The organism is Neobacillus sp. NPDC097160 (assembly GCF_044762155.1).
Classification (GTDB): domain Bacteria; phylum Bacillota; class Bacilli; order Bacillales; family Cytobacillaceae; genus Neobacillus.
In genome coordinates this window covers 113211-133443 of record NZ_JBIWDU010000018.1, presented here as the reverse complement: position 1 = coordinate 133443, position 20233 = coordinate 113211, and the positions used below count along the sequence as shown (strand labels likewise).

At 39.4% G+C, this 20233-nt stretch carries 18 protein-coding genes; all 18 read right to left on the bottom strand.

Features of this window, described 5'->3' with window-relative positions:
• Positions 1-133: 133 nt before the first annotated feature.
• Complete coding sequence (rseP, locus tag ACIQXV_RS23210) at positions 134-1393, bottom strand: RIP metalloprotease RseP (protein ID WP_402962595.1); 1260 nt, start codon at positions 1391-1393, stop codon at positions 134-136.
• Between the two features lie 17 nt (positions 1394-1410).
• On the bottom strand, positions 1411-2553 hold the full coding sequence (dxr, locus tag ACIQXV_RS23205; RefSeq protein WP_402962593.1) for a 1-deoxy-D-xylulose-5-phosphate reductoisomerase: 1143 nt from the start codon (positions 2551-2553) through the stop codon (positions 1411-1413).
• 253 nt (positions 2554-2806) lie between these two features.
• Positions 2807-3592, bottom strand: coding sequence for a phosphatidate cytidylyltransferase (locus ACIQXV_RS23200; RefSeq protein ID WP_402962590.1), 786 nt, complete (start codon positions 3590-3592; stop codon positions 2807-2809).
• Positions 3593-3617: 25 nt separating this feature from the next.
• Positions 3618-4394: an undecaprenyl pyrophosphate synthase gene (locus ACIQXV_RS23195; RefSeq protein ID WP_402962588.1), complete on the bottom strand. Its 777-nt coding sequence runs from the start codon at positions 4392-4394 to the stop codon at positions 3618-3620.
• 310 nt (positions 4395-4704) lie between these two features.
• Complete coding sequence (frr, locus tag ACIQXV_RS23190; RefSeq protein WP_402962585.1) at positions 4705-5262, bottom strand: ribosome recycling factor; 558 nt, start codon at positions 5260-5262, stop codon at positions 4705-4707.
• Positions 5262-5987, bottom strand: coding sequence for a UMP kinase (gene pyrH, locus ACIQXV_RS23185; RefSeq protein ID WP_402962582.1), 726 nt, complete (start codon positions 5985-5987; stop codon positions 5262-5264). Before pyrH ends, frr begins: the two co-directional genes overlap by 1 nt.
• Positions 5988-6164: 177 nt before the next feature.
• Entirely contained in the window at positions 6165-7049 is an 885-nt protein-coding gene (tsf, locus tag ACIQXV_RS23180; RefSeq protein WP_402962580.1) for a translation elongation factor Ts, read from the bottom strand.
• Between the two features lie 153 nt (positions 7050-7202).
• Positions 7203-7907, bottom strand: coding sequence for a 30S ribosomal protein S2 (rpsB, locus tag ACIQXV_RS23175; protein ID WP_402962577.1), 705 nt, complete (start codon positions 7905-7907; stop codon positions 7203-7205).
• 196 nt (positions 7908-8103) lie between these two features.
• On the bottom strand, positions 8104-8883 hold the full coding sequence (codY, locus tag ACIQXV_RS23170) for a GTP-sensing pleiotropic transcriptional regulator CodY (protein ID WP_402962574.1): 780 nt from the start codon (positions 8881-8883) through the stop codon (positions 8104-8106).
• 124 nt (positions 8884-9007) lie between these two features.
• Entirely contained in the window at positions 9008-10411 is a 1404-nt protein-coding gene (gene hslU / locus ACIQXV_RS23165; protein ID WP_402962572.1) for an ATP-dependent protease ATPase subunit HslU, read from the bottom strand.
• A 20-nt stretch (positions 10412-10431) separates the two neighbouring features.
• Positions 10432-10974: an ATP-dependent protease subunit HslV gene (gene hslV, locus ACIQXV_RS23160; RefSeq protein WP_402962569.1), complete on the bottom strand. Its 543-nt coding sequence runs from the start codon at positions 10972-10974 to the stop codon at positions 10432-10434.
• A 289-nt stretch (positions 10975-11263) separates the two neighbouring features.
• Positions 11264-12571 (bottom strand): FADH(2)-oxidizing methylenetetrahydrofolate--tRNA-(uracil(54)-C(5))-methyltransferase TrmFO, encoded by a 1308-nt coding sequence (gene trmFO, locus ACIQXV_RS23155; protein ID WP_402962566.1) that lies wholly within the window; start codon positions 12569-12571, stop codon positions 11264-11266.
• Between the two features lie 168 nt (positions 12572-12739).
• Positions 12740-14821 carry a type I DNA topoisomerase gene (gene topA / locus ACIQXV_RS23150; RefSeq protein ID WP_402962564.1) on the bottom strand — a complete coding sequence of 694 codons (2082 nt, stop codon included), beginning with the start codon at positions 14819-14821 and terminating at the stop codon, positions 12740-12742.
• 320 nt (positions 14822-15141) lie between these two features.
• Positions 15142-16044, bottom strand: a complete 903-nt coding sequence (gene dprA / locus ACIQXV_RS23145) for a DNA-processing protein DprA (protein ID WP_402962561.1) — start codon at positions 16042-16044, stop codon at positions 15142-15144.
• An 80-nt stretch (positions 16045-16124) separates the two neighbouring features.
• Positions 16125-17027: a succinate--CoA ligase subunit alpha gene (sucD, locus tag ACIQXV_RS23140; RefSeq protein WP_402962558.1), complete on the bottom strand. Its 903-nt coding sequence runs from the start codon at positions 17025-17027 to the stop codon at positions 16125-16127.
• 24 nt (positions 17028-17051) lie between these two features.
• Positions 17052-18212 (bottom strand): ADP-forming succinate--CoA ligase subunit beta, encoded by a 1161-nt coding sequence (gene sucC, locus ACIQXV_RS23135; RefSeq protein WP_402962556.1) that lies wholly within the window; start codon positions 18210-18212, stop codon positions 17052-17054.
• A gap of 223 nt (positions 18213-18435) precedes the next feature.
• On the bottom strand, positions 18436-19203 hold the full coding sequence (locus tag ACIQXV_RS23130; protein WP_402962553.1) for a ribonuclease HII: 768 nt from the start codon (positions 19201-19203) through the stop codon (positions 18436-18438).
• 108 nt (positions 19204-19311) lie between these two features.
• Positions 19312-20217, bottom strand: a complete 906-nt coding sequence (gene sdaAA / locus ACIQXV_RS23125) for an L-serine ammonia-lyase, iron-sulfur-dependent, subunit alpha (protein WP_402962550.1) — start codon at positions 20215-20217, stop codon at positions 19312-19314.
• Positions 20218-20233: the final 16 nt, after the last annotated feature.

The following is a 20233-nucleotide window of genomic DNA, read 5'->3' as shown; positions in this document are numbered from 1 at the left end:
ATTATCTATATCAAAATTTAATTATATCATATGATACCCGTTGATTCGGCTAAATTCGACAGAAAACTTCATCCATTTAAGTTATGAAAAAATAAATTGGGACCGCAGCTGCGATCCCAATTATAATCTTCTATTAGAGGAAGAACCTCTGAATATCATTCCATGTGACGACAAGCATCAAAAGCATGAGGAGGGCAAATCCGATAAAATGAACCATCCCCTCTTTCTGACGGTCAATCGGCTTTCCTCTTACTGCTTCGACCGCAAAGAACATCAATCTGCCGCCATCTAGAGCAGGGATTGGTAATAAATTCATAATCCCTAAGTTAATACTTAATATCCCAGCCCATTTCATTAAATAATATATACCTGATTTGGCTACTTCCGCTGTAGAATTGTATATTCCAACAGGGCCTGACAGTGCATCAATAGAAAATTGACCAGTGACCAATTTTCCAAGCATGACAAAGATTTGCTTTGTCCAGAAATAGGTTTCTGTGAATCCAGACTTAACTGCTTGGACTGGTGATTTTTCGACTGGGCTGTAAACACCAATAATCCCCATTTTCTTACCCTCAACTATTTTTTCTAGCGGTGTTACTTGAATTTCACTATCTTTTCCATCACGAATAATCGAGAAATCAAGTTTTTTATTTGGATTTTTACGGATGATTTCAACAACATCAGACCAGCTTGAAATTTCCGAACCATTTATACTTTGGACGATATCACCCTTTTGAAGACCTGCAGATTTTGCGGCTCCGTCAGGCGTAATTGCACCCAATTTGGGTTCATTCGAAGGAACACCCTGTAACAAAGCGATTAGGATAAATACGATAAATGCAAGGACAAAGTTCATTGCCGGACCTGCAAAAATCGCCAAAAATCTTTGCGATAATGTTTTTGAGCCAAATTGGCGATCAATTGGAGCAATTTGCGATTCGATTCCATTTTCAACAATGACTGCTTGAGGATTTACAATAAAAGTTTGTAATTTCTCATTCTCATCTTCTGGAAATCCCTTTATGATTAAATCCTTTTCAATATCTGCATACTCTACTTCAACAATGCGGCAATTAGGAAACTTTTCTTTATTGTTTAAAATAATTTTATTAACTTGATTCTCTTTATCAACCAAAAGACCAATTCGATAACCAGGCTTGATTTCCACCATTTCCGGATCTTCTCCCGCCATGCGGACAAATCCTCCGATTGGTAATAAACGGATGGTATAGATGGTCTCACCTTTTTTGTGTGTGAACACTTTTGGTCCCATACCTATCGCGAACTCACGGCAGAGAATACCTGCTCTTTTAGCAAAAATGAAATGTCCTAATTCATGAAAGAAGACGAGTGCGCCAAAAATCACAATAAAGGCAATAACTGTAGTCAAAAATAAAACCACCTTTTTTATAGAAGTGAGTGAACAAACTGTCTCGTTTCTTTATCTACCTCTTCTATCATTGTTAAACTTGGATGATCGATGGTTTGATGAGTGGATAATGCCTTCTCAATCAAATCTTCGATCTGCAAGAAACGAATTTTACCTTCCAAAAACGCAGCTACTGCCGTTTCGTTTGCTGCATTCAAAACCGTTGGCATTGTACCGCCTGTTTTTCCAGCCATAAAGGCAAACTGTAGACAGCGGAACCTTTCAACATCCATTTCCTGAAAATGCAGCTTTCCAATACTCGCCAAATTTAAGCGAATAGCGGAGGCCAGCGGCAGACGATCAGGGTATGTCAGTGCATATTGGATTGGCACTCTCATATCTGGTGTTCCAAGTTGGGCAATAATACTTGAGTCATGGAATTCTACCATCGAATGAATGATACTTTCTTTGTGAAGCAGTACATCAATTTTTTCATATGGCATATGAAACAGCCAGTGGGCCTCAATTACCTCTAACCCTTTGTTCATCATTGTGGCAGAATCAATCGTTATTTTCGCACCCATCGACCAATTCGGGTGGTTTAAGGCATCTTGTATGGTAACATTTTCTAACTCGCCACGGGTCCGGTCACGAAAGCTGCCGCCTGAAGCTGTCAAAATTAATCTTTCAATATTTTTATCCTTTTCTCCTTGCAAGGCTTGGAAAATGGCAGAATGCTCGCTATCTACTGGGAGAAGTCGAACATTCTTCTTTTTTGCCGCTTCCATTACCAAATGCCCTGCAGTAACGAGTGTTTCTTTATTAGCAATCGCGATTACTTTCCCACATTCAATTGCTTGTAATGTTGGATGAAGCCCAACACTGCCAAGAACAGCATTGACAAGAATGTCAGACTTTTCATGAACAGCGACTTCAATCAGTCCTTCGTTCCCGCAGCTAAATTTAGTTTGTGGAAATTCTCCTTTTAATGTATGACAATCACCGTAGTCTTGTACAGAAACAAGCTCAGGCTTAAATTCGACAATCAATTTTCGTGCAAAATCGATATTTTTACCAACGGAAAATGCTCCTAATGTAAATTCTGTCGGATGCTCACGAATGATATCAATCGTCTGTGTTCCAACTGATCCTGAAGCACCCAATAAACTAATTATTTTCAAAAAATTCAACTCCTATATAAAAAGCGCAAGCGACCTGGTCAGCGGCGTATGGCCTGAAGCGCTCCAACTGAGATAAAGGAAACACGGTGAGCGGAGCGAACCGATGTTGACTTATCGTAGGGCGGAGAGCGAAGGACACTAGCCGCCAGGGCGCTGGAGCTGGCCTATTCTCAAAGTCCAATGATATAAATTCTGATACTATATAAAAAGCGCAAGCGACCTGGTCAGCCCCAACAAAATTTAATCCTATACATTATACCCAAAGGTGGAATAGGTTTAAGATTGGCCAAACAAAGATTAGGCTGTCAAAGCGGTCTAGTATACCACCATGACCAGGTAAAATGTTTCCTGAATCTTTCACATTAAAATGGCGTTTGAAAGCTGATTGAACAAGATCGCCAATTTGACCAAAAATAGATAGCACGACAGTTATTCCGATTATTGACCCTTTTATATCAGTGAATAATACAAAGAGAAAGGCCACAACAACTGCACAAACCACACCGCCTAAAAAACCTTCAACAGTCTTATTAGGGCTAATTTCAGGCCAGAGCTTTCTCTTACCAAGTGCTTTTCCGATAAAATAAGCACCAGAATCTGTTGCCCAAACGATAAATAAAGAATATAAAATGTAAACTAATCCCCCGTTCACTCTTGTTTCAAAGAAAAAGTAAAAACCTATTCCTACATAAAGGGAGGATAAAATGGAAAATGAGACATCTTCAAATGTAAAACGATTCTTGGAAATCACTGTGTATGTCAATAATAATAGGATAAACACAATACACAACTCTGTTTTTGAATAATAGAAGGTATCCAAGACATGGTGATACTTCTCCGGAAAAATAAGTATCCAGAGAAACAATATCGAAAGTATGCCATGGATTGAGAAAATGTTAAGCTGCTTCATTTTCATTAATTCATACAAACCAATTGTAGCTAAAAAATACGTTAATATTACAAGCGGAATCCCGCCATAGTAAACAATTGGCAAAAATAATGCTGCGGCAACGACTCCTGTTATGATTCTTTGCTTCATCTAGTAGTTCAACACCTTTATTAATCTATAAGCCACCATACCGACGCTGGCGTTTTTGGAAGACCTCAACCGCCTCCAGCAAATGTTCCTCATTAAAATCCGGCCATAATACATCGGTAAACCAAAACTCCGAATAGGCTAATTGCCAAAGCATAAAGTTACTCAAGCGGATTTCCCCACTGGTCCTGATTAATAGGTCAGGATCTGTGAAAGTGGAAGACATTAAATAGGAGGAAAAGACTTGTTCGTTGAGCTCTGTCTCCTCTAGTATACCATTTTTACAATCATTTAAGACTTGCTTGACCGCATCTAGAATCTCGGCTCTGCTTCCATAATTTAAAGCAAAGTTTAATACGAGTCCGGTATTATTTTTGGTTTCCTCCATAGCCTTTTCAATTGCTCTTAGTGTATGGACAGGAAGCTGATCTTTATAACCCATCATTTTCACTTGAACATTATTCTTAACTAATTCAGGAAGAAATGTCCCTAAAAATTCTTCCGGGAGCTTCATAATGTATTCCACTTCATTTTTGGGGCGCTTCCAGTTCTCAGTTGAAAAAGCGTACAAAGTTAAGGCCTTTATGCCAATATCATTTGCCAGCATGGTTGTTTTACGAACAACCTTCATCCCTTCATGATGACCGGCAATACGTGGTAACGCCCTTTTTTTGGCCCAGCGCCCGTTGCCATCCATAATAATGGCAATATGCTCGGGAACAGGCAATTTTTTTATCTCTTCTATTTTATCTCGGAGTGTGGAAGAGGTATTTTGCTTCTTTCTAAGTCTAAATTTATTTAACATAACATTGCTCCTCAATTAGTTAATCATTTCCTCCGAAAATAGATCATGTTCAATCAAACCAAATGCAGATATGTAAAGGATATTTTAGGTTAGATAGTTTTATCATACCAAAAAAGCGAGAAGATATCTCTTATTATAACTTATGTAAAATAAAAGGAATTAAGAATAATGTTCAGAGAACTATCCGGGACAATCATCATTGTTCAAAAATCCCAAAATAGTGAAAAAACCCCCTAAAAAGAGGGTCTGTGGATCAGAAAATCAGAAATGCGGTAATCAGCCCTGACAAGTGCTAGGGCTTTACGAGCAGTTACACTTCTAAAATTTCTTTTTCTTTGTCTTTTGTGATTTGATCGATTTTTTGAATGTATTCATCCGTAAGCTTTTGAACATCATCAGAAAAGCCGCGAAGTGCATCTTCTGTAATTTCACCATTCTTTTCGAGCTTTTTCAAAGAATCATTGCTATCACGACGAATATTCCGAAGCGCTACTTTCGCTTCTTCTGATTCTTTTTTAACTAATTTCACAAGTTCTTTCCGGCGCTCTTCTGTCAGCTGCGGGATGGCAATTCGGATAATCTGGCCATCATTGGAAGGATTTAATCCTAAATCAGACTTCAAGATTGCTTTTTCAATATCACCAAGAATGGATTTATCATACGGTTGAATCACGAGTAATCTAGCTTCAGGAGTTGTGATCCCTGCCATTTGATTTATAGGAGTAGGCGCACCATAATAATCAATTGTAATTCGATCAAGCAAGGATGCACTCGCCCTGCCGGCCCGTATGCTGGCAAGCTCACGAGAATAGGACTGAATCGCTTTTGTCATACGATCTTTTGTAGTAGAGATGACTTGGTTTGGCATTAATTTTTCCCCCTAACGACTGTTCCAATTTTTTCACCCATAACGGCTCTTTTAATATTTCCCTGTTCCATAATTGAGAAAACAATAAGTGGAATATCATTATCCATACATAAGGAGGATGCGGTTGAGTCCATAACTGCTAATCCTTCCTTAATCACATCTAGGAATGATAGATCTTCATATTTAGTGGCATTTGCGTCGACGCGAGGATCCGCAGAATAAACTCCATCAACATTATTTTTTGCCATTAAAATAACTTCAGCATCGATTTCTGCTGCTCGGAGCGCTGCTGTTGTATCTGTTGAGAAATAAGGATTACCTGTTCCAGCCGCAAAAATAACGACTCGCTGCTTCTCTAGATGTCGTATGGCACGACGTCTAATATACGGTTCAGCAACCTGACGCATTTCTATTGAAGTTTGCACACGTGACTCAATCCCTAAATGCTCCAAGCTATCTTGAAGCGCTAAAGAGTTCATAACAGTAGCGAGCATTCCCATATAATCAGCTGTTGCTCTGTCCATGCCCATTTCACTGCCAATTTTCCCACGCCAAATGTTGCCGCCGCCGACAACGACAGCTACCTCTACCCCAAGTTCTGCTATTTCTTTTACCTGAATGGCAATCGATTTGATGACAGAAGGCTTAATTCCAAAGCTGGACTCACCAGCAAGTGCTTCACCGCTCAATTTTAAAACCACGCGTTTGTACTTAGGACCGCTCATATAAACCTCCGTATGTAAAATTTAAAAGCGCAAGCACCTTCGTCAGGCACTGGAGCTAGATACTTTTCTAATTTCATTTCCTTTAAAAATAGGGAACACACCGTGTCCCCTATTCAAAAGCCTATTACAGTAACATTCCCTAAAAACTTGTTCCGTTTTATACTAGAGAATATTTGACTATTGTTTATTTACTTGGTTCATAACTTCTTCTGCGAAGTTATCTTCACGCTTTTCGATACCTTCTCCTACTTCGTAGCGTACGAATTCACGTAATGTTGCACCTTTAGATTCAACAAATTGGCGTACTTTTTGATCAGGATTTTTAACGAAAGTTTGATCAAGCACACAAACATCTTCAAAGTACTTTCCAAGACGACCTTCTACCATTTTAGCAACGATATTTTCAGGCTTGCCTTCGTTAAGAGCTTGTGTAGTTAATACTTGACGCTCGCGCTCAACTTCATCTTGTGATACTTGGTCACGAGAAACGTATTTTGGTCTTAATGCAGCGATGTGCATAGAAATATCTTTAGCAGCATCGGCATCTGTAGTACCTTCAAGAACAGTTAACACGCTGATGCGTCCGCCCATATGAAGGTAAGCGCCAAATGCATCGCTATCCGTTTTAGATACTACAGCAAAACGACGAAGAGAAAGTTTTTCTCCAATTTTTGCGATTGCAGCGTTGATGTGATCTGCAACAGTTGCACCGTTTTCCATTGTTTGGGCAGTAGCTTCTTCAACAGTTGCCGGTTTATTTTTAATAAGATGTGCAGCGAGTTCCTTAACAAGAGTTTGGAACCCTTCGTTTTTCGCAACGAAATCAGTTTCAGCGTTTACTTCAAGAATAACTGCATCGTTACCTTCAGTTAAGATTGAAGTTAATCCTTCAGCCGCAATACGGTCTGCTTTATTCGCAGCCTTTGCAATCCCTTTTTCACGTAAGAAGTCGATCGCCTTTTCCATATCACCATTTGTTTCTGTTAATGCCTTTTTGCAATCCATCATTCCTGCGCCAGTTTTTTCACGTAATTCTTTAACCATTTGAGCAGTAACTGCCATGATTTTCTTCCTCCTTCAATTCTATGTACTATACTCATATCTTAGCCACGTAAGGCCAAGATAAACATTCTTTAGCTCCAAAATCGCCAAGTTTTCTTTAAAAAAAGGTGATAAAGGGTCTCCCTCTTATCACCTTTTTATGTTCTCCACTAATTAAGCTGTTGGTTGTACTTCTTCACCTTGTTTTGCTTCAAGGATAGCATCTGCCATTTTACCAGTTAAAAGCTTAACCGCACGAATCGCATCGTCATTCGCTGGAATAACAACATCGATTTCGTCTGGATCACAGTTTGTATCAACGATACCAACGATAGGAATGTTTAATTTCTTCGCTTCAGCAACTGCGATACGCTCTTTACGAGGGTCGATAATGAATAATGCATCTGGAAGTTGTTTCATGTCTTTGATTCCGCCTAGGAATTTTTCAAGACGTTCTTGTTCTTTCTTTAATTGTACTACTTCTTTCTTTGGTAATACTTCGAAAGTTCCGTCTTCTGACATTCTTTCGATATCTTTTAAGCGGCCGATACGCTTTTGAATGGTTTCGAAGTTTGTTAATGTACCACCTAACCAACGTTGGTTAACATAGTACATACCTGAACGGCCTGCTTCTTCTTTAACTGAATCTTGAGCTTGTTTCTTAGTACCAACAAAAAGAACTGTTCCGCCATTACCAGCAAGTTCCTTAACCCAGTTATAGGCTTCTTCAACCTTTTTAACTGTTTTTTGAAGGTCGATAATGTAAATACCGTTACGCTCAGTGAAGATATATTTCTTCATCTTTGGGTTCCAACGGCGAGTTTGGTGTCCGAAATGTACACCAGCTTCAAGCAATTGCTTCATTGAAATAACTGACATGTTTTTTTCCTCCTAGTGGTTTGTTTTCCTCCGCTTATCTCATTTTTAAACAGAAACTGTAATAAACAGCACCATCTGTTTAAATCAACAAGCGTGTGTATTAACACCATGAAATAATATAGCACATACGCAATAAACAATCAAGTAATACTTTAGAAAAATAAAAAATCCCCAGATAAACTGGAGATTGTCATTTTTATTTCGATCTTAATTTATCAAGTTCAATAAGAAACTTATCATTTAGGACTTTAATATACGTACCTTTCATTCCAAGGGAACGTGATTCAATAACCCCTGCGCTTTCGAGCTTTCTTAAAGCATTCACAATCACTGAACGGGTAATTCCAACACGGTCAGCAATTTTTGAAGCAACAAGCAAGCCTTCATGGCCATTGAGTTCTTCAAAAATATGCTCAATGGCTTCTAGTTCACTATATGACAATGAACTGATGGCCATTTGAACAACCGCTTTGCTTCTAGCTTCCTCTTCAATTTCTTCTGATTTTTCACGTAAAATTTCCATACCTACAACCGTTGCACCGTATTCAGCAAGGATCAGATCATCATCATGGAATTTTTCTTGCAATCTTGCAAGAATTAAAGTGCCAAGACGTTCCCCGCCGCCAATAATCGGAACAATCGTTGTCAGCCCTTCACGAAATAACTCTCTATTTTCCACAGGAAAAGCAGTATATTGGCTTTCAATATCAAGATTCGATGAAGTTTCTTGAATATTAAATAATCCATTTGTATATTCTTCTGGAAATTGACGGTCTTCAAACATTTTTTTCATTCTTTCATTTTCAATTTGTTGATAAATTGAAAAACCTAGAAGTTTACCACGACGGCTGACAATATAAACATTCGCTTCGATTGTCTCGCTTAACGTCTCTGACATTTCCTTGAAGTTTACTGGCTTTCCTGCAGCTTTTTGTAATAAAACATTAATTTTTCTCGTTTTTGTAAGTAAATCCATTGTGTTTCTTCCTCCTAATTGACTACAACCATTATTAAATTTTATTAGTTAATACAAGCATTTCGACGTATTAGGTCATTTTATGAGCGACGTTTTCCAAAAATTTCAGAATGAACAATCGCTCCTAAAGAATAAATTGGGATAAATCTTTATTTTTCGAAATCGCACCAAGTTTATCATCAACATACTGTGGTGTAATCGCGATATTCTCCAGTGTGATGTCCGGTGCCTCAAAAGATAAGTCTTCTAAAAGCTTCTCTAATATCGTATGGAGTCGTCTCGCACCAATATTATCTGTATTTTGATTCACTTCAAATGCAACTTCTGCAATTCTACGAATAGCATCGTCAGAAAATTCAATTTGTATACCTTCTGTTTCCAATAATGCTTGATATTGCTTAATTAAAGCATTATCCGGCTCGATTAATATTCTAAAAAAGTCTTCCACAGTAAGCTTCGTTAGTTCTACCCGGATCGGGAAACGTCCTTGAAGCTCGGGTATTAAGTCAGATGGTTTCGCCATATGAAACGCCCCTGCAGCGATAAATAAAATATGATCTGTTTTAATCGAACCATATTTCGTTACCACAGTTGAACCTTCTACTACCGGTAAGATATCTCTTTGGACGCCTTCTCTTGAAACATCTGCTGAAGAGCCGCCAGAATTCTTGCTTGCAATTTTATCGATTTCATCAATAAAGATAATCCCTGTTTGTTCCGCACGATAAATAGCTTCTGTTGTAACTTCATCCATGTCAATGAGCTTTGCGGCTTCTTCATTTGTTAATACTTTTCTTGCTTCACGGACGGTTAATTTTCTTTTCTTCCGCTTTTTCGGCATAAAACTGCTAAGAGCATCCTGCATATTCATACCCATTTGTTCAATTCCTGACCCTTGGAGCATATCAAACATGGATGGAGCCTGCTCCTCAACTTCTACCGTAACAATTTCATCCTCCAATTGTCCAAGAGCAAGTCTCTCTTTGACAATCTTACGTTTTTCTTGAACGGAGTAATCTTCCTGATGTGTCTCTTGCTCTGAAGTAGGATTTCCGCCTCCAAATAACATTTCGAGCGGATTTTTATAGGTCGATGATTTTTTAGCAGATGGTACAACTAAATCAACAAGCCTGTTGTTTGCATTCTCCTCAGCGCGTTCCTTTACACTCTGCATCCGATCCTCTTTCACTAATCGAACAGAGGTTTCAGCCAGATCCCTAACCATTGATTCAACATCACGGCCAACATAGCCTACTTCTGTAAACTTAGTGGCTTCCACCTTGATAAACGGCGCGCCAACAAGCTTTGCAATCCTCCTGGCAATTTCCGTTTTACCAACTCCGGTCGGTCCTATCATTAAAATGTTTTTCGGTATAATTTCTTCCCGGAGCTTGTCATTTAATAATCCTCTTCTGTAACGATTCCTTAACGCAACAGCGACTGCTTTCTTGGCATCCTTCTGTCCAATGATATATTGATCAAGTCTTTCAACAATTTGACGAGGGGTTAAATTGGTTGTTCTGCTCATATTTTCCAGTCTCCTTCCCATTATAGTTCTTCAACAATAATGTTGTGGTTCGTGTATACACATATTTCCGCAGCTATTTCTAATGAAGCTTTAGCTATTTCTTTCGCAGTCAAGTGTTCACCAGAATATTTCTTCAGTGAACGACCTGCAGCTAATGCGTAATTTCCACCAGAGCCAATCGCAAGAATCCCGTCGTCAGGTTCGATGACTTCCCCAGTACCGGATACAAGCAGCAAACTTTCACGATTCATGACAATTAACATCGCTTCCAGCTTGCGCAGCATTTTATCGTTTCTCCATTCTTTTGCAAGCTCTACAGCAGCTCTTTGGAGATTTCCATTATATTCCTCCAACTTTCCTTCAAACAGTTCAAAAAGAGTAAATGCGTCAGCAACAGAGCCGGCAAATCCAGCCAATACTTTACCATTAAATATCTTTCTTACCTTTTTTGCTGTGTGCTTCATCACTACTGCATTACCAAATGTCACCTGGCCATCACCAGACATAGAGCATTCGCCGTTATGATGGATTGCAAATATCGTTGTCGCATGAAATTGATTCAAACAAATCTTCCTCCCTTTGGAGTAATTTCCGTTTCACAAACACAAATGGTATGTAAATAATTGGATTAAGTAGATTCTCGTTCTTCATCAATTACTTGTACAGAAATGGAAAAGTGAAACGAAATCACTGATATCAAGTTGATAATGTTCAATTGTATATTTTGCTTAATTCCTCACTATTTGTAAACTCCAGATAAAAAAGTTTAATAAATCATTCACATTTATCATACTATTTACCTGACAAGGGCTATTAAATCGTAACACACTTCCAATGTCCTTGCAATAAACTTTACAAAACTTTCACAAAGTTCTGAATTGTCTCTAGTGCTCGATTCGCATGCTGTAGATTTCTTTCCTGCTTTCCTTTTATTCTAACAGGCAGGTCGGGAAATAAACCAAAGTTTGCATTCATTGGCTGAAAATTATCCGGATTGGCAGTTGTGATATAACGAGCCATACTCCCTATAGCTGTTTCCACAGGAAACTCCACAGTTTCCACACCATTCACTAATCGGGATGCATTGATCCCCGCAATTAAACCACTTGCAGCTGATTCCACATATCCCTCAACTCCGGTCATTTGACCAGCAAAAAATAAATCTTCACGATTTCGGAATTGGTAGGTGGCCTTGAGAACCTTCGGTGAATTAATAAAGGTATTGCGGTGCATAACACCGTACCGAATAATTTCTGCATTTTCAAGACCAGGAATCAACTGAATGACTTCCTTTTGGGCTCCCCATTTTAAATGTGTCTGAAAACCGACAATATTAAACAACGTTCCTGCCGCATCATCTTGACGAAGTTGTACTACAGCAAACGGTCTTTTTCCTGTTTTCGGATCTTCTAATCCAACCGGTTTTAACGGTCCAAAAAGCATCGTTTTCATTCCTCGTCCAGCCATTACTTCGATTGGCATACAACCTTCAAAAAAGACTTCCTTTTCAAATTCCTTCAAGGGCACCGTCTCAGCAGAAATTAATGCTTCATAAAAACGATTAAACTCTTCCTCAGTCATCGGGCAATTTAAATAGGCCGCTTCGCCTTTATCATAACGGGACTTCAAATAAACTTTATCCATGTTGATACTTTCTTTTTCTAGAATTGGAGCCGCTGCATCATAAAAATAAAGATAATCTTCACCCGTTAAGCTTTTAAGCTGTGCTGAAAGGTCTGGACTTGTTAGCGGACCAGTAGCAATAACCGTTGGGCCATCAGGAATTTTGGTTACTTCTTCATTTACAACCGTTACATTTTCATGATTTTTGACCAACTCCGTTACTTTTGCGGCAAATTCATGGCGATCAACTGCCAATGCACCACCAGCAGGAACGGAACAAGCATCTGCTGCAGCGATAATCACAGAATCAAGCTTTCTCATTTCTTCTTTTAATACCCCAACCGCATTTGTTAATGTGTTTGCCCGCAATGAATTACTACACACTAATTCTGCAAATTTATCTGTATGATGTGCCGGGGTTTGCTTTACCGGGCGCATTTCATATAGGCGCACTTTTACGCCGCGTTTAGCAATCTGCCATGCCGCTTCACTACCTGCCAAACCAGCACCAATTACATTTATTGTTACATCCGACATGTAAGAAACCTCCTTATTTCTAGCTTTCTGAAATATGTACATTTTGACAATGCCTTTGTCTATCAATACCATTCCCACATTTAAAGTCCATCTTGCATTTTACTATACGAATTAAAAAGAAAAAAGTTTTAACTCTTAAAAAAAATAAAAGAGCGGGTTTACCCACTCTTAGCTTTGCGGTTCTTCCTTGTAGTCACAGTTAACACATTGAACTTGAACGCCCTTTTTTAATTTCTTTTCTACAAGCAGGCCTTCGCATTTAGGACAGGATCTTGGTAACGGTTTATCCCAAGAAATGAATTCACACTCAGGATATCGAGTGCAGCCGTAAAATAACCTTTTTTTCTTACTCTTACGTTCAATAATTTGTCCTTCCTTACATGTCGGACAAGTCACACCAATTTCTTTCACAATCGGTTTTGTATTCCGGCAATCAGGGAAATTACTGCAGGCCATGAATTTTCCATATCTACCCATTTTAAACACCATTGGATTTCCACAGTTTTCACAATCCTCACCAGCTGGCTCATCTTTAATTTCTATAGACTGCATTTCTGTTTCAGCCTTTTTTAAACGGATTTCGAAGTCGCGGTAAAATTCATCAATGACTTGCACCCATTTTACTTCACCCTCTTCGACATTATCCAAATCCTGCTCCATTTTTGCAGTGAATTCAACATTTATTATTTCGGGGAAGAATTCAAGAATAAGCTCATGAACAATTTCTCCTAATTCTGTTGGGATAAAGCGTTTATTATCGAGCGCAACATAGCCCCGCTTTTGAATCGTATCCAATGTGGGTGCGTAGGTAGATGGCCGTCCGATTCCCAATTCTTCAAGCGTTTTAACAAGTCGTGCTTCCGTATACCGTGGCGGCGGCTGTGTGAAGTGCTGTTTGGGATCAATATCCTTTTGAAACACTTCATCCCCTTCTTTGAGATCTGGAAGCATTTTATCAGGTCCATCATCTTGGTCATCAGAGCCTTCCACATAAAGCTTCATAAAACCAGGAAATTTTATTTTTGAGCCATTAGCCCGAAATATGACATTTCCATTTTGCAAATCGACACTCATCGTATCCATGATTGCCTGTGCCATTTGACTTGCTAAAAAACGCTCCCAAATTAATTTGTATAAACGCAGCTGGTCACGTGATAGATATTCCTTCATGCTATTTGGATCTCTCAATGTACTGGTCGGACGTATCGCTTCGTGAGCATCTTGGGCATTCGTTTGCTTTTTTTCTTTCCTTTGTACATTCTTTAAAAAGTTGTCTCCATATTCCGCTTTTATATAACTAGCGGCCTCTACTTGAGCAACTTCTGAAATTCGGGTGGAATCAGTTCGCATATAGGTTATGAGACCAACTGTACCTTCTTTTCCAAGTTCAATCCCTTCGTATAGCTGCTGTGCAAGCATCATTGTTTTCTTTGCACGGAAGTTGAGCTTTCTAGCTGCTTCCTGCTGCAGGGAAGAGGTGATAAAAGGCGGTGCCGGGTTTCTTCTGCGTTCTTTTTTTGTCACCGAAATCACTTTGAACTTATTTCCATCCATTTGCTGTAAAATAGCTTGAACGTCTTGTTCGGTTTTAAGCTCGGTTTTATCATGGTCAACTAAAGAAAAAAAGCTCGCATTGAAATGATCTTTTCCCTTTAAAAATTCGCCCTCGATCGTCCAATATTCTTCAGGAGTAAAAGCTTTGATTTCTTTCTCCCTATCAATTATCAAGCGAACCGCAACGGATTGAACTCGTCCTGCGCTTAACCCTTTTTTCACCTTTTTCCAAAGAAGCGGACTGATATTATAGCCTACAAGCCGGTCTAAAATCCTGCGGGCCTGCTGGGCATCGACAAGATCCATATTTATCGGACGAGGATGCTTAAAGGATTCTTTAATTGCATCTTTCGTGATTTCATTAAAAACAACACGGCAGTCTGAGTTAATGTCTACATCCAAGCTGTGTGCTAAATGCCAGGCAATTGCTTCCCCTTCGCGATCCGGGTCAGCCGCGAGATATATTTTTTTTACCTTTTTGGCCGCTGTTTTTAATTCTTTTAATACAGGACCTTTGCCACGGATTGTAATATATTTTGGCTCATAGCTATTTTCTACATTTACCCCCGTTTGACTACGCGGTAAATCGCGAACATGCCCCATCGATGCCTTTACTTTATATTTATTTCCTAAATAACGTTCAATCGTTTTCGCTTTAGCTGGTGATTCAACGATGACTAGAAATTCTGCAGCCATTCAAATATCCTCCTTAAGAGGGAAAGTGTGAAAGCGCCTTGAATACGGCAAAAGCCTGTTTCTAAGATGCTTACAATTTGAGAAGTTTTCCTAAATTCCGGTTCTAACCGGAGAAAATACTTTACAAAACTGCCCTATCCCAAAAATTTTCAGTTATATGTTAATTACAATATTATTTAAACTATCTAGATATATTCATTTTTTCGAACATCTGTTGGAAAATGTATAACATATTAGAAATTTTTGCAACCTTTTTTAGCTAATTTCTCCATTTATTCGAAAAAACCTGCAAAAATAACAATTTTTATTCTAAGATTCTACTATACCCTAGAGTTTAATCTTATCTCTTCCAATATATCCTCAGCCCTTGTAACAAGTTTTGCCCCTTGCTGGATTAATTCATTTGCCCCGACGGAATAAGGATTAAAAATACTTCCTGGCAGTGAAAACACATCCCGTCCTTCATTGACGGCATAGTTGGCAGTAATGAGTGAGCCGCTTTTTCGCTTTGCTTCAATAATAAACGTTCCATTGGACAAACCGCTAATGATTCGATTCCGTGAGGGGAAATGCCACCTGAGCGGCTTTGTATCGGGAGGGTATTCTGAGAGAACAAGCTGCGTTTTCATCATTTCTAATGCGAGGCTCATATTTTCTTTAGGGTAAATGTGATATAAACCACCGGCGATAACAGCAATGGTTTTCCCGCCATTTTTAATCGCATATTCATGTGCAAGGGCATCAATCCCCTTTGCTAAACCGCTTACAATTAAGACATCATTGTCAATTAGTTCTGGAAAGATTAAGCGAATCGCATTTTTTCCATATTGCGTGGCTTGCCGTGACCCCACAACAGCCAGCTTTGGTTCCTTTTCTAATAGAGAGATGTCACCTTTTGCAAACAAAGCCCATGGCGGTTGGTAAATCTCTTTTAAATAATGTGGGTATTCTTTATCTAAAATAGTAATCACTGTGATTTCATTGGATGCGTATTGACGGATTTGTTCGTGAATCATGTCGGGGTGAAGAGAGATAATAGAAGATTGGGCCATGGAGTGATCGTGGTTATTTGGTGGAAATAAGGAAATCTGCTGAGTTGATTGTGTTTGGAGCCGGTACAAAGATCTCAGTGTCGGATCCTTCCTTAACGTTTGATATACAGTATTCCATGTGATGTTTGGGTAATGAAGCAAATGAATCAGTTTTTCTTTAAAGTCATCCATTATTCATTCTCCTTTTTTTTATTATACGAGAAATAGCCCCTCAACTATGAGGGACTATCTGTTCCTGTCTTGGTGTGAAATTAATGTGTTTTACATTTTTCATACAGACCTTGTTCTTTCAAAACTTCAATCAAGGTTTCACCCATAACAGATGGGGTATCAGCAACTTTAATGCCGCACTCGTTCATGATGCGGATTTTTTCATCGGCAGTACCTTTGCCGCCAGAAATAATCGCACCAGCGTGGCCCATGCGTTTTCCAGGAGGCGCTGTACGTCCGCCAATGAAGCCGACAACAGGTTTTGTCATGTTAGCTTTCACCCATTCTGCCGCTTCTTCTTCAGCCGTACCGCCGATTTCACCAATCATAATCACTGCATACGTTTCAGGATCTTCATTGAATGCCTTTAGGACATCGATGAAATTTGTGCCGTTCACAGGGTCTCCGCCAATACCAACTGCCGTTGTTTGACCAAGTCCAGCCTGTGTTAGTTGGTGTACTGCTTCGTATGTTAATGTTCCTGAACGGGAAACAACTCCAACGTGTCCTTTTGTATGGATGTAGCCTGGCATAATACCAATTTTACATTCATCCGCAGTAATAACACCAGGACAGTTTGGACCTACAAGGCGAGTCTTTTTGCCTTCCATGTACCGTTTTACCTTCACCATATCCAATACAGGAATATGCTCAGTAATACAAATAACAAGATCTAATTCTGCATCAACTGCTTCGATAATGGAATCCGCTGCAAATGGTGCCGGAACATAGATAACAGAAGCATTAGCACCTGTTGCTTCAACCGCTTCTTGTACCGTATTGAAAACGGGTACACCTTCGACTTCCTGACCTTTTTTCCCAGGAGAGGTACCACCAACAATTTTGGTGCCATATTCAAGCATTTGTTTTGTATGGAAACGGGCCGTTCCGCCAGTTATTCCTTGAACAATAACCTTCGTATTTTTATTAATAAAAACGCTCACGATAATTCCCCTTTCTTGTCGATCCTATTTCACTAATGAAACGATTTTTTGTGCGCCGTCAGCCATGGATTCAGCAGCAATAATCTCAACGCTTGACTCTGCCAGGATTTTCTTACCTAAGTCAACATTTGTTCCTTCTAAGCGAACAACGAGTGGAACACTAAGTCCAACCTGCTTAGCTGCTTCGACAACACCCTCAGCAATGACATCACACTTCATGATTCCACCAAAGATATTAACAAAAATACCTTTTACGTTTGGATCAGAAAGGATAATTTTAAATGCTTCTGTAACCTTTTCAGCTGTTGCACCGCCCCCAACATCAAGGAAGTTTGCGGGGTCGCCGCCGTAATGTTTAATGATATCCATCGTTGACATCGCAAGTCCGGCACCATTAACCATACAGCCAATATTGCCATCTAAAGCAACATAGCTTAAATCATATTTTGATGCTTCAATTTCCTTTGCATCTTCCTCTTCAAGATCACGATAAGTCAATACATCTTTTTGACGATATAACGCATTAGAATCGAAATTTAATTTTGCATCCAAGGCCATTACTTTTCCGTCTCCAGTAACAACAAGAGGGTTAATTTCGGCAATTGAGCAATCCTTTTCGATATAAGCACTATATAAGCCCATCATGAACTTTACAGCCTGATTAACAAGTTCTGTTGGAATATTGATATTAAAGGCAATACGACGTGCTTGGAACGGCTGTAATCCAATAGCAGGATCAATTTCTTCTTTAAAAATCCTCTCAGGGGTTTTAGCCGCTACTTCTTCAATTTCCGTTCCGCCTTCTTCAGATGCCATTAAAACAACACGTGAAGTGGCACGATCTAATACTAAACCAACATAGTATTCTTTTTTGATGTCGCAGCCTTCTTCGATTAGCAAACGTTTAACTTCTTTACCATCTGGACCTGTTTGGTGTGTAACTAAAGTTTTTCCTAGGATTTCATTTGCATATGTACGAACCTCATCAAGGTTTTTAGCAACTTTAACACCGCCGGCTTTCCCCCGTCCACCAGCATGGATTTGTGCTTTTACCACACAAACCTGTGTACCTAGTTCTTTCGCCGCTTCAACTGCCTCTTCAACAGTGAATGCCACTTTTCCGTTAGGAACCGCTACCCCGTAATTTCTGAGGATCTCTTTCCCTTGATACTCATGGATATTCATTTCCCATCCTCCTATCAAACTCTTCAAAAAATTGACTCCGTTTTCATTTTATATAATGACACAAACCTTGTCCACCATTAAGCAAAAAAATTATATTCATCTTAAAAAGATTCAGAATAATATATTTCGATAATCTGCTTCACACAGGTATATTCCCTATCAAATAGTGGTAAATTTATTTTTTACAATAATAAAAAACAGATCCAATGACCTGTTTTTTTTGTTAAATATAATCTTTGACCGGTGCGAAGCTTTTACGGTGATAGGGAGATATCCCATTTTGTTTTATCGCCTGAATATGTTCCTTTGTACCGTACCCCATGTTTTGCTGAAAACCATACGCTGGATAACTTAACGAAATTTCCTTCATCAGTTCATCTCTTGCTGTTTTTGCAACAATCGAAGCTGCTGCGATCGAGATGCTTTTTGCATCTCCTTTAATAATAGATTCTGCTGGATATGGGGTTTCGAGTTTCATCGCGTCAATCAGCAGCAAATCCGGTTTTGGATTTAGCGAGGCGATAGCCGCTTTCATCGCCTTTTTTGTCGCTTCATAAATATTAACCGCGTCGATTTCAGGAGCATCAATCATTGAAACACTATATGCCAGCGCTTCATTTCGAATAATTTCATCGAATTCCTGACGTTTTTTTTCTGAAAGTTTTTTCGAATCATCCAGACCGGCTAAGAAAAAATTTTTTGGTAATATGACCGCCGCTGCTACAACCGGCCCGGCAAGCGGACCTCTCCCGACTTCATCAACACCAGCAATCAATTCAAATCCTTGCGATCTCCATTTCTCTTCATAGAGGTTCATATCATTGAATTTTTCCTTTAATCGTTTCTCCTCTGCCATTTTCTTATGCCATTTTTGTAACAACTGCTGCACACCTTTACGCTCATCTTGGAGGATATGTAACAAAAATGGATCATTTTCCGCTTTAATATTTTCTAATTGTCGTTCAATTTCAACTATAGTTTGTACCTTCATTTTTTTCACCCGTTGTAATGATACCCTCGTACCCTATTAAATTCAATACACAAAAAGTAGCACACAAAATTTTGCTCGAATTTGTGTGCTACTTCTATTGAGAAATTATTAAGAAATAATTAGGTTTTTAAGTTTAACTGTATTCCCACTGCCAAATATTTCTTGCTCAAGTCTTCTTCCAGTCGGAGTTGCTGCAAGTCCGCCTTCAGCCGTTTCTCTTAAGGAAGACGGCATGGATTGGCCAATTAAGAACATGGCATGAATGACTTCATCGCAAGGGATCCTGCTTGTAATTCCGGCAAGTGCCATATCTGCAGCAGTAATAGCATTAGATGCACCCATTGCATTCCGCTTTACACATGGAACCTCTACTAAACCCGCAACAGGATCACATACTAATCCAAGCATATTCTTCAACGTTATCGCCATTGCCTCTGCAGCCTGCTGTGGTGTGCCGCCTGCCAATTCTACAATGGCTGCCGCAGCCATACCACTAGCCGAACCTACTTCTGCTTGGCATCCGCCAGCAGCGCCGGAAATCGAGGCGTTATTAGCAACTACGAAACCAAAAGCAGCTGCGGTAAACAAGAATTCAATCATTTCCTCACGTGTTGGTTTCAATTTTTCTTTTACAGCAAATAAGGTTCCAGGTACGACACCTGCTGAACCTGCAGTAGGTGTTGCACAGATCACACCCATTGCGGCGTTCACTTCATTTGTTGCCACTGCTTTACTGACAGCATCTAGTAAAATCGTGCCTCCAAGGGCTTTTCCGCTTTTTAGATAGTTTTGGAGCAGCACCGCGTCTCCACCTGTTAGTCCTGTATGCGAATGGACACCGCCCAGACCTCTTTCCACCGCTTGTTCCATTACAGTTAAATTCGTTTCCATTTTCGTGATTACTTCTTCTCTCGTAAGACCTGATACTTCAATTTCTTGACGGATCATGATTTCCGCTATTTTTACCTGGTTGCTTTCTGCAAGTTGAACAAGCTCTGCTACATTTCGAAACATGAGTCCACCTCCTGAT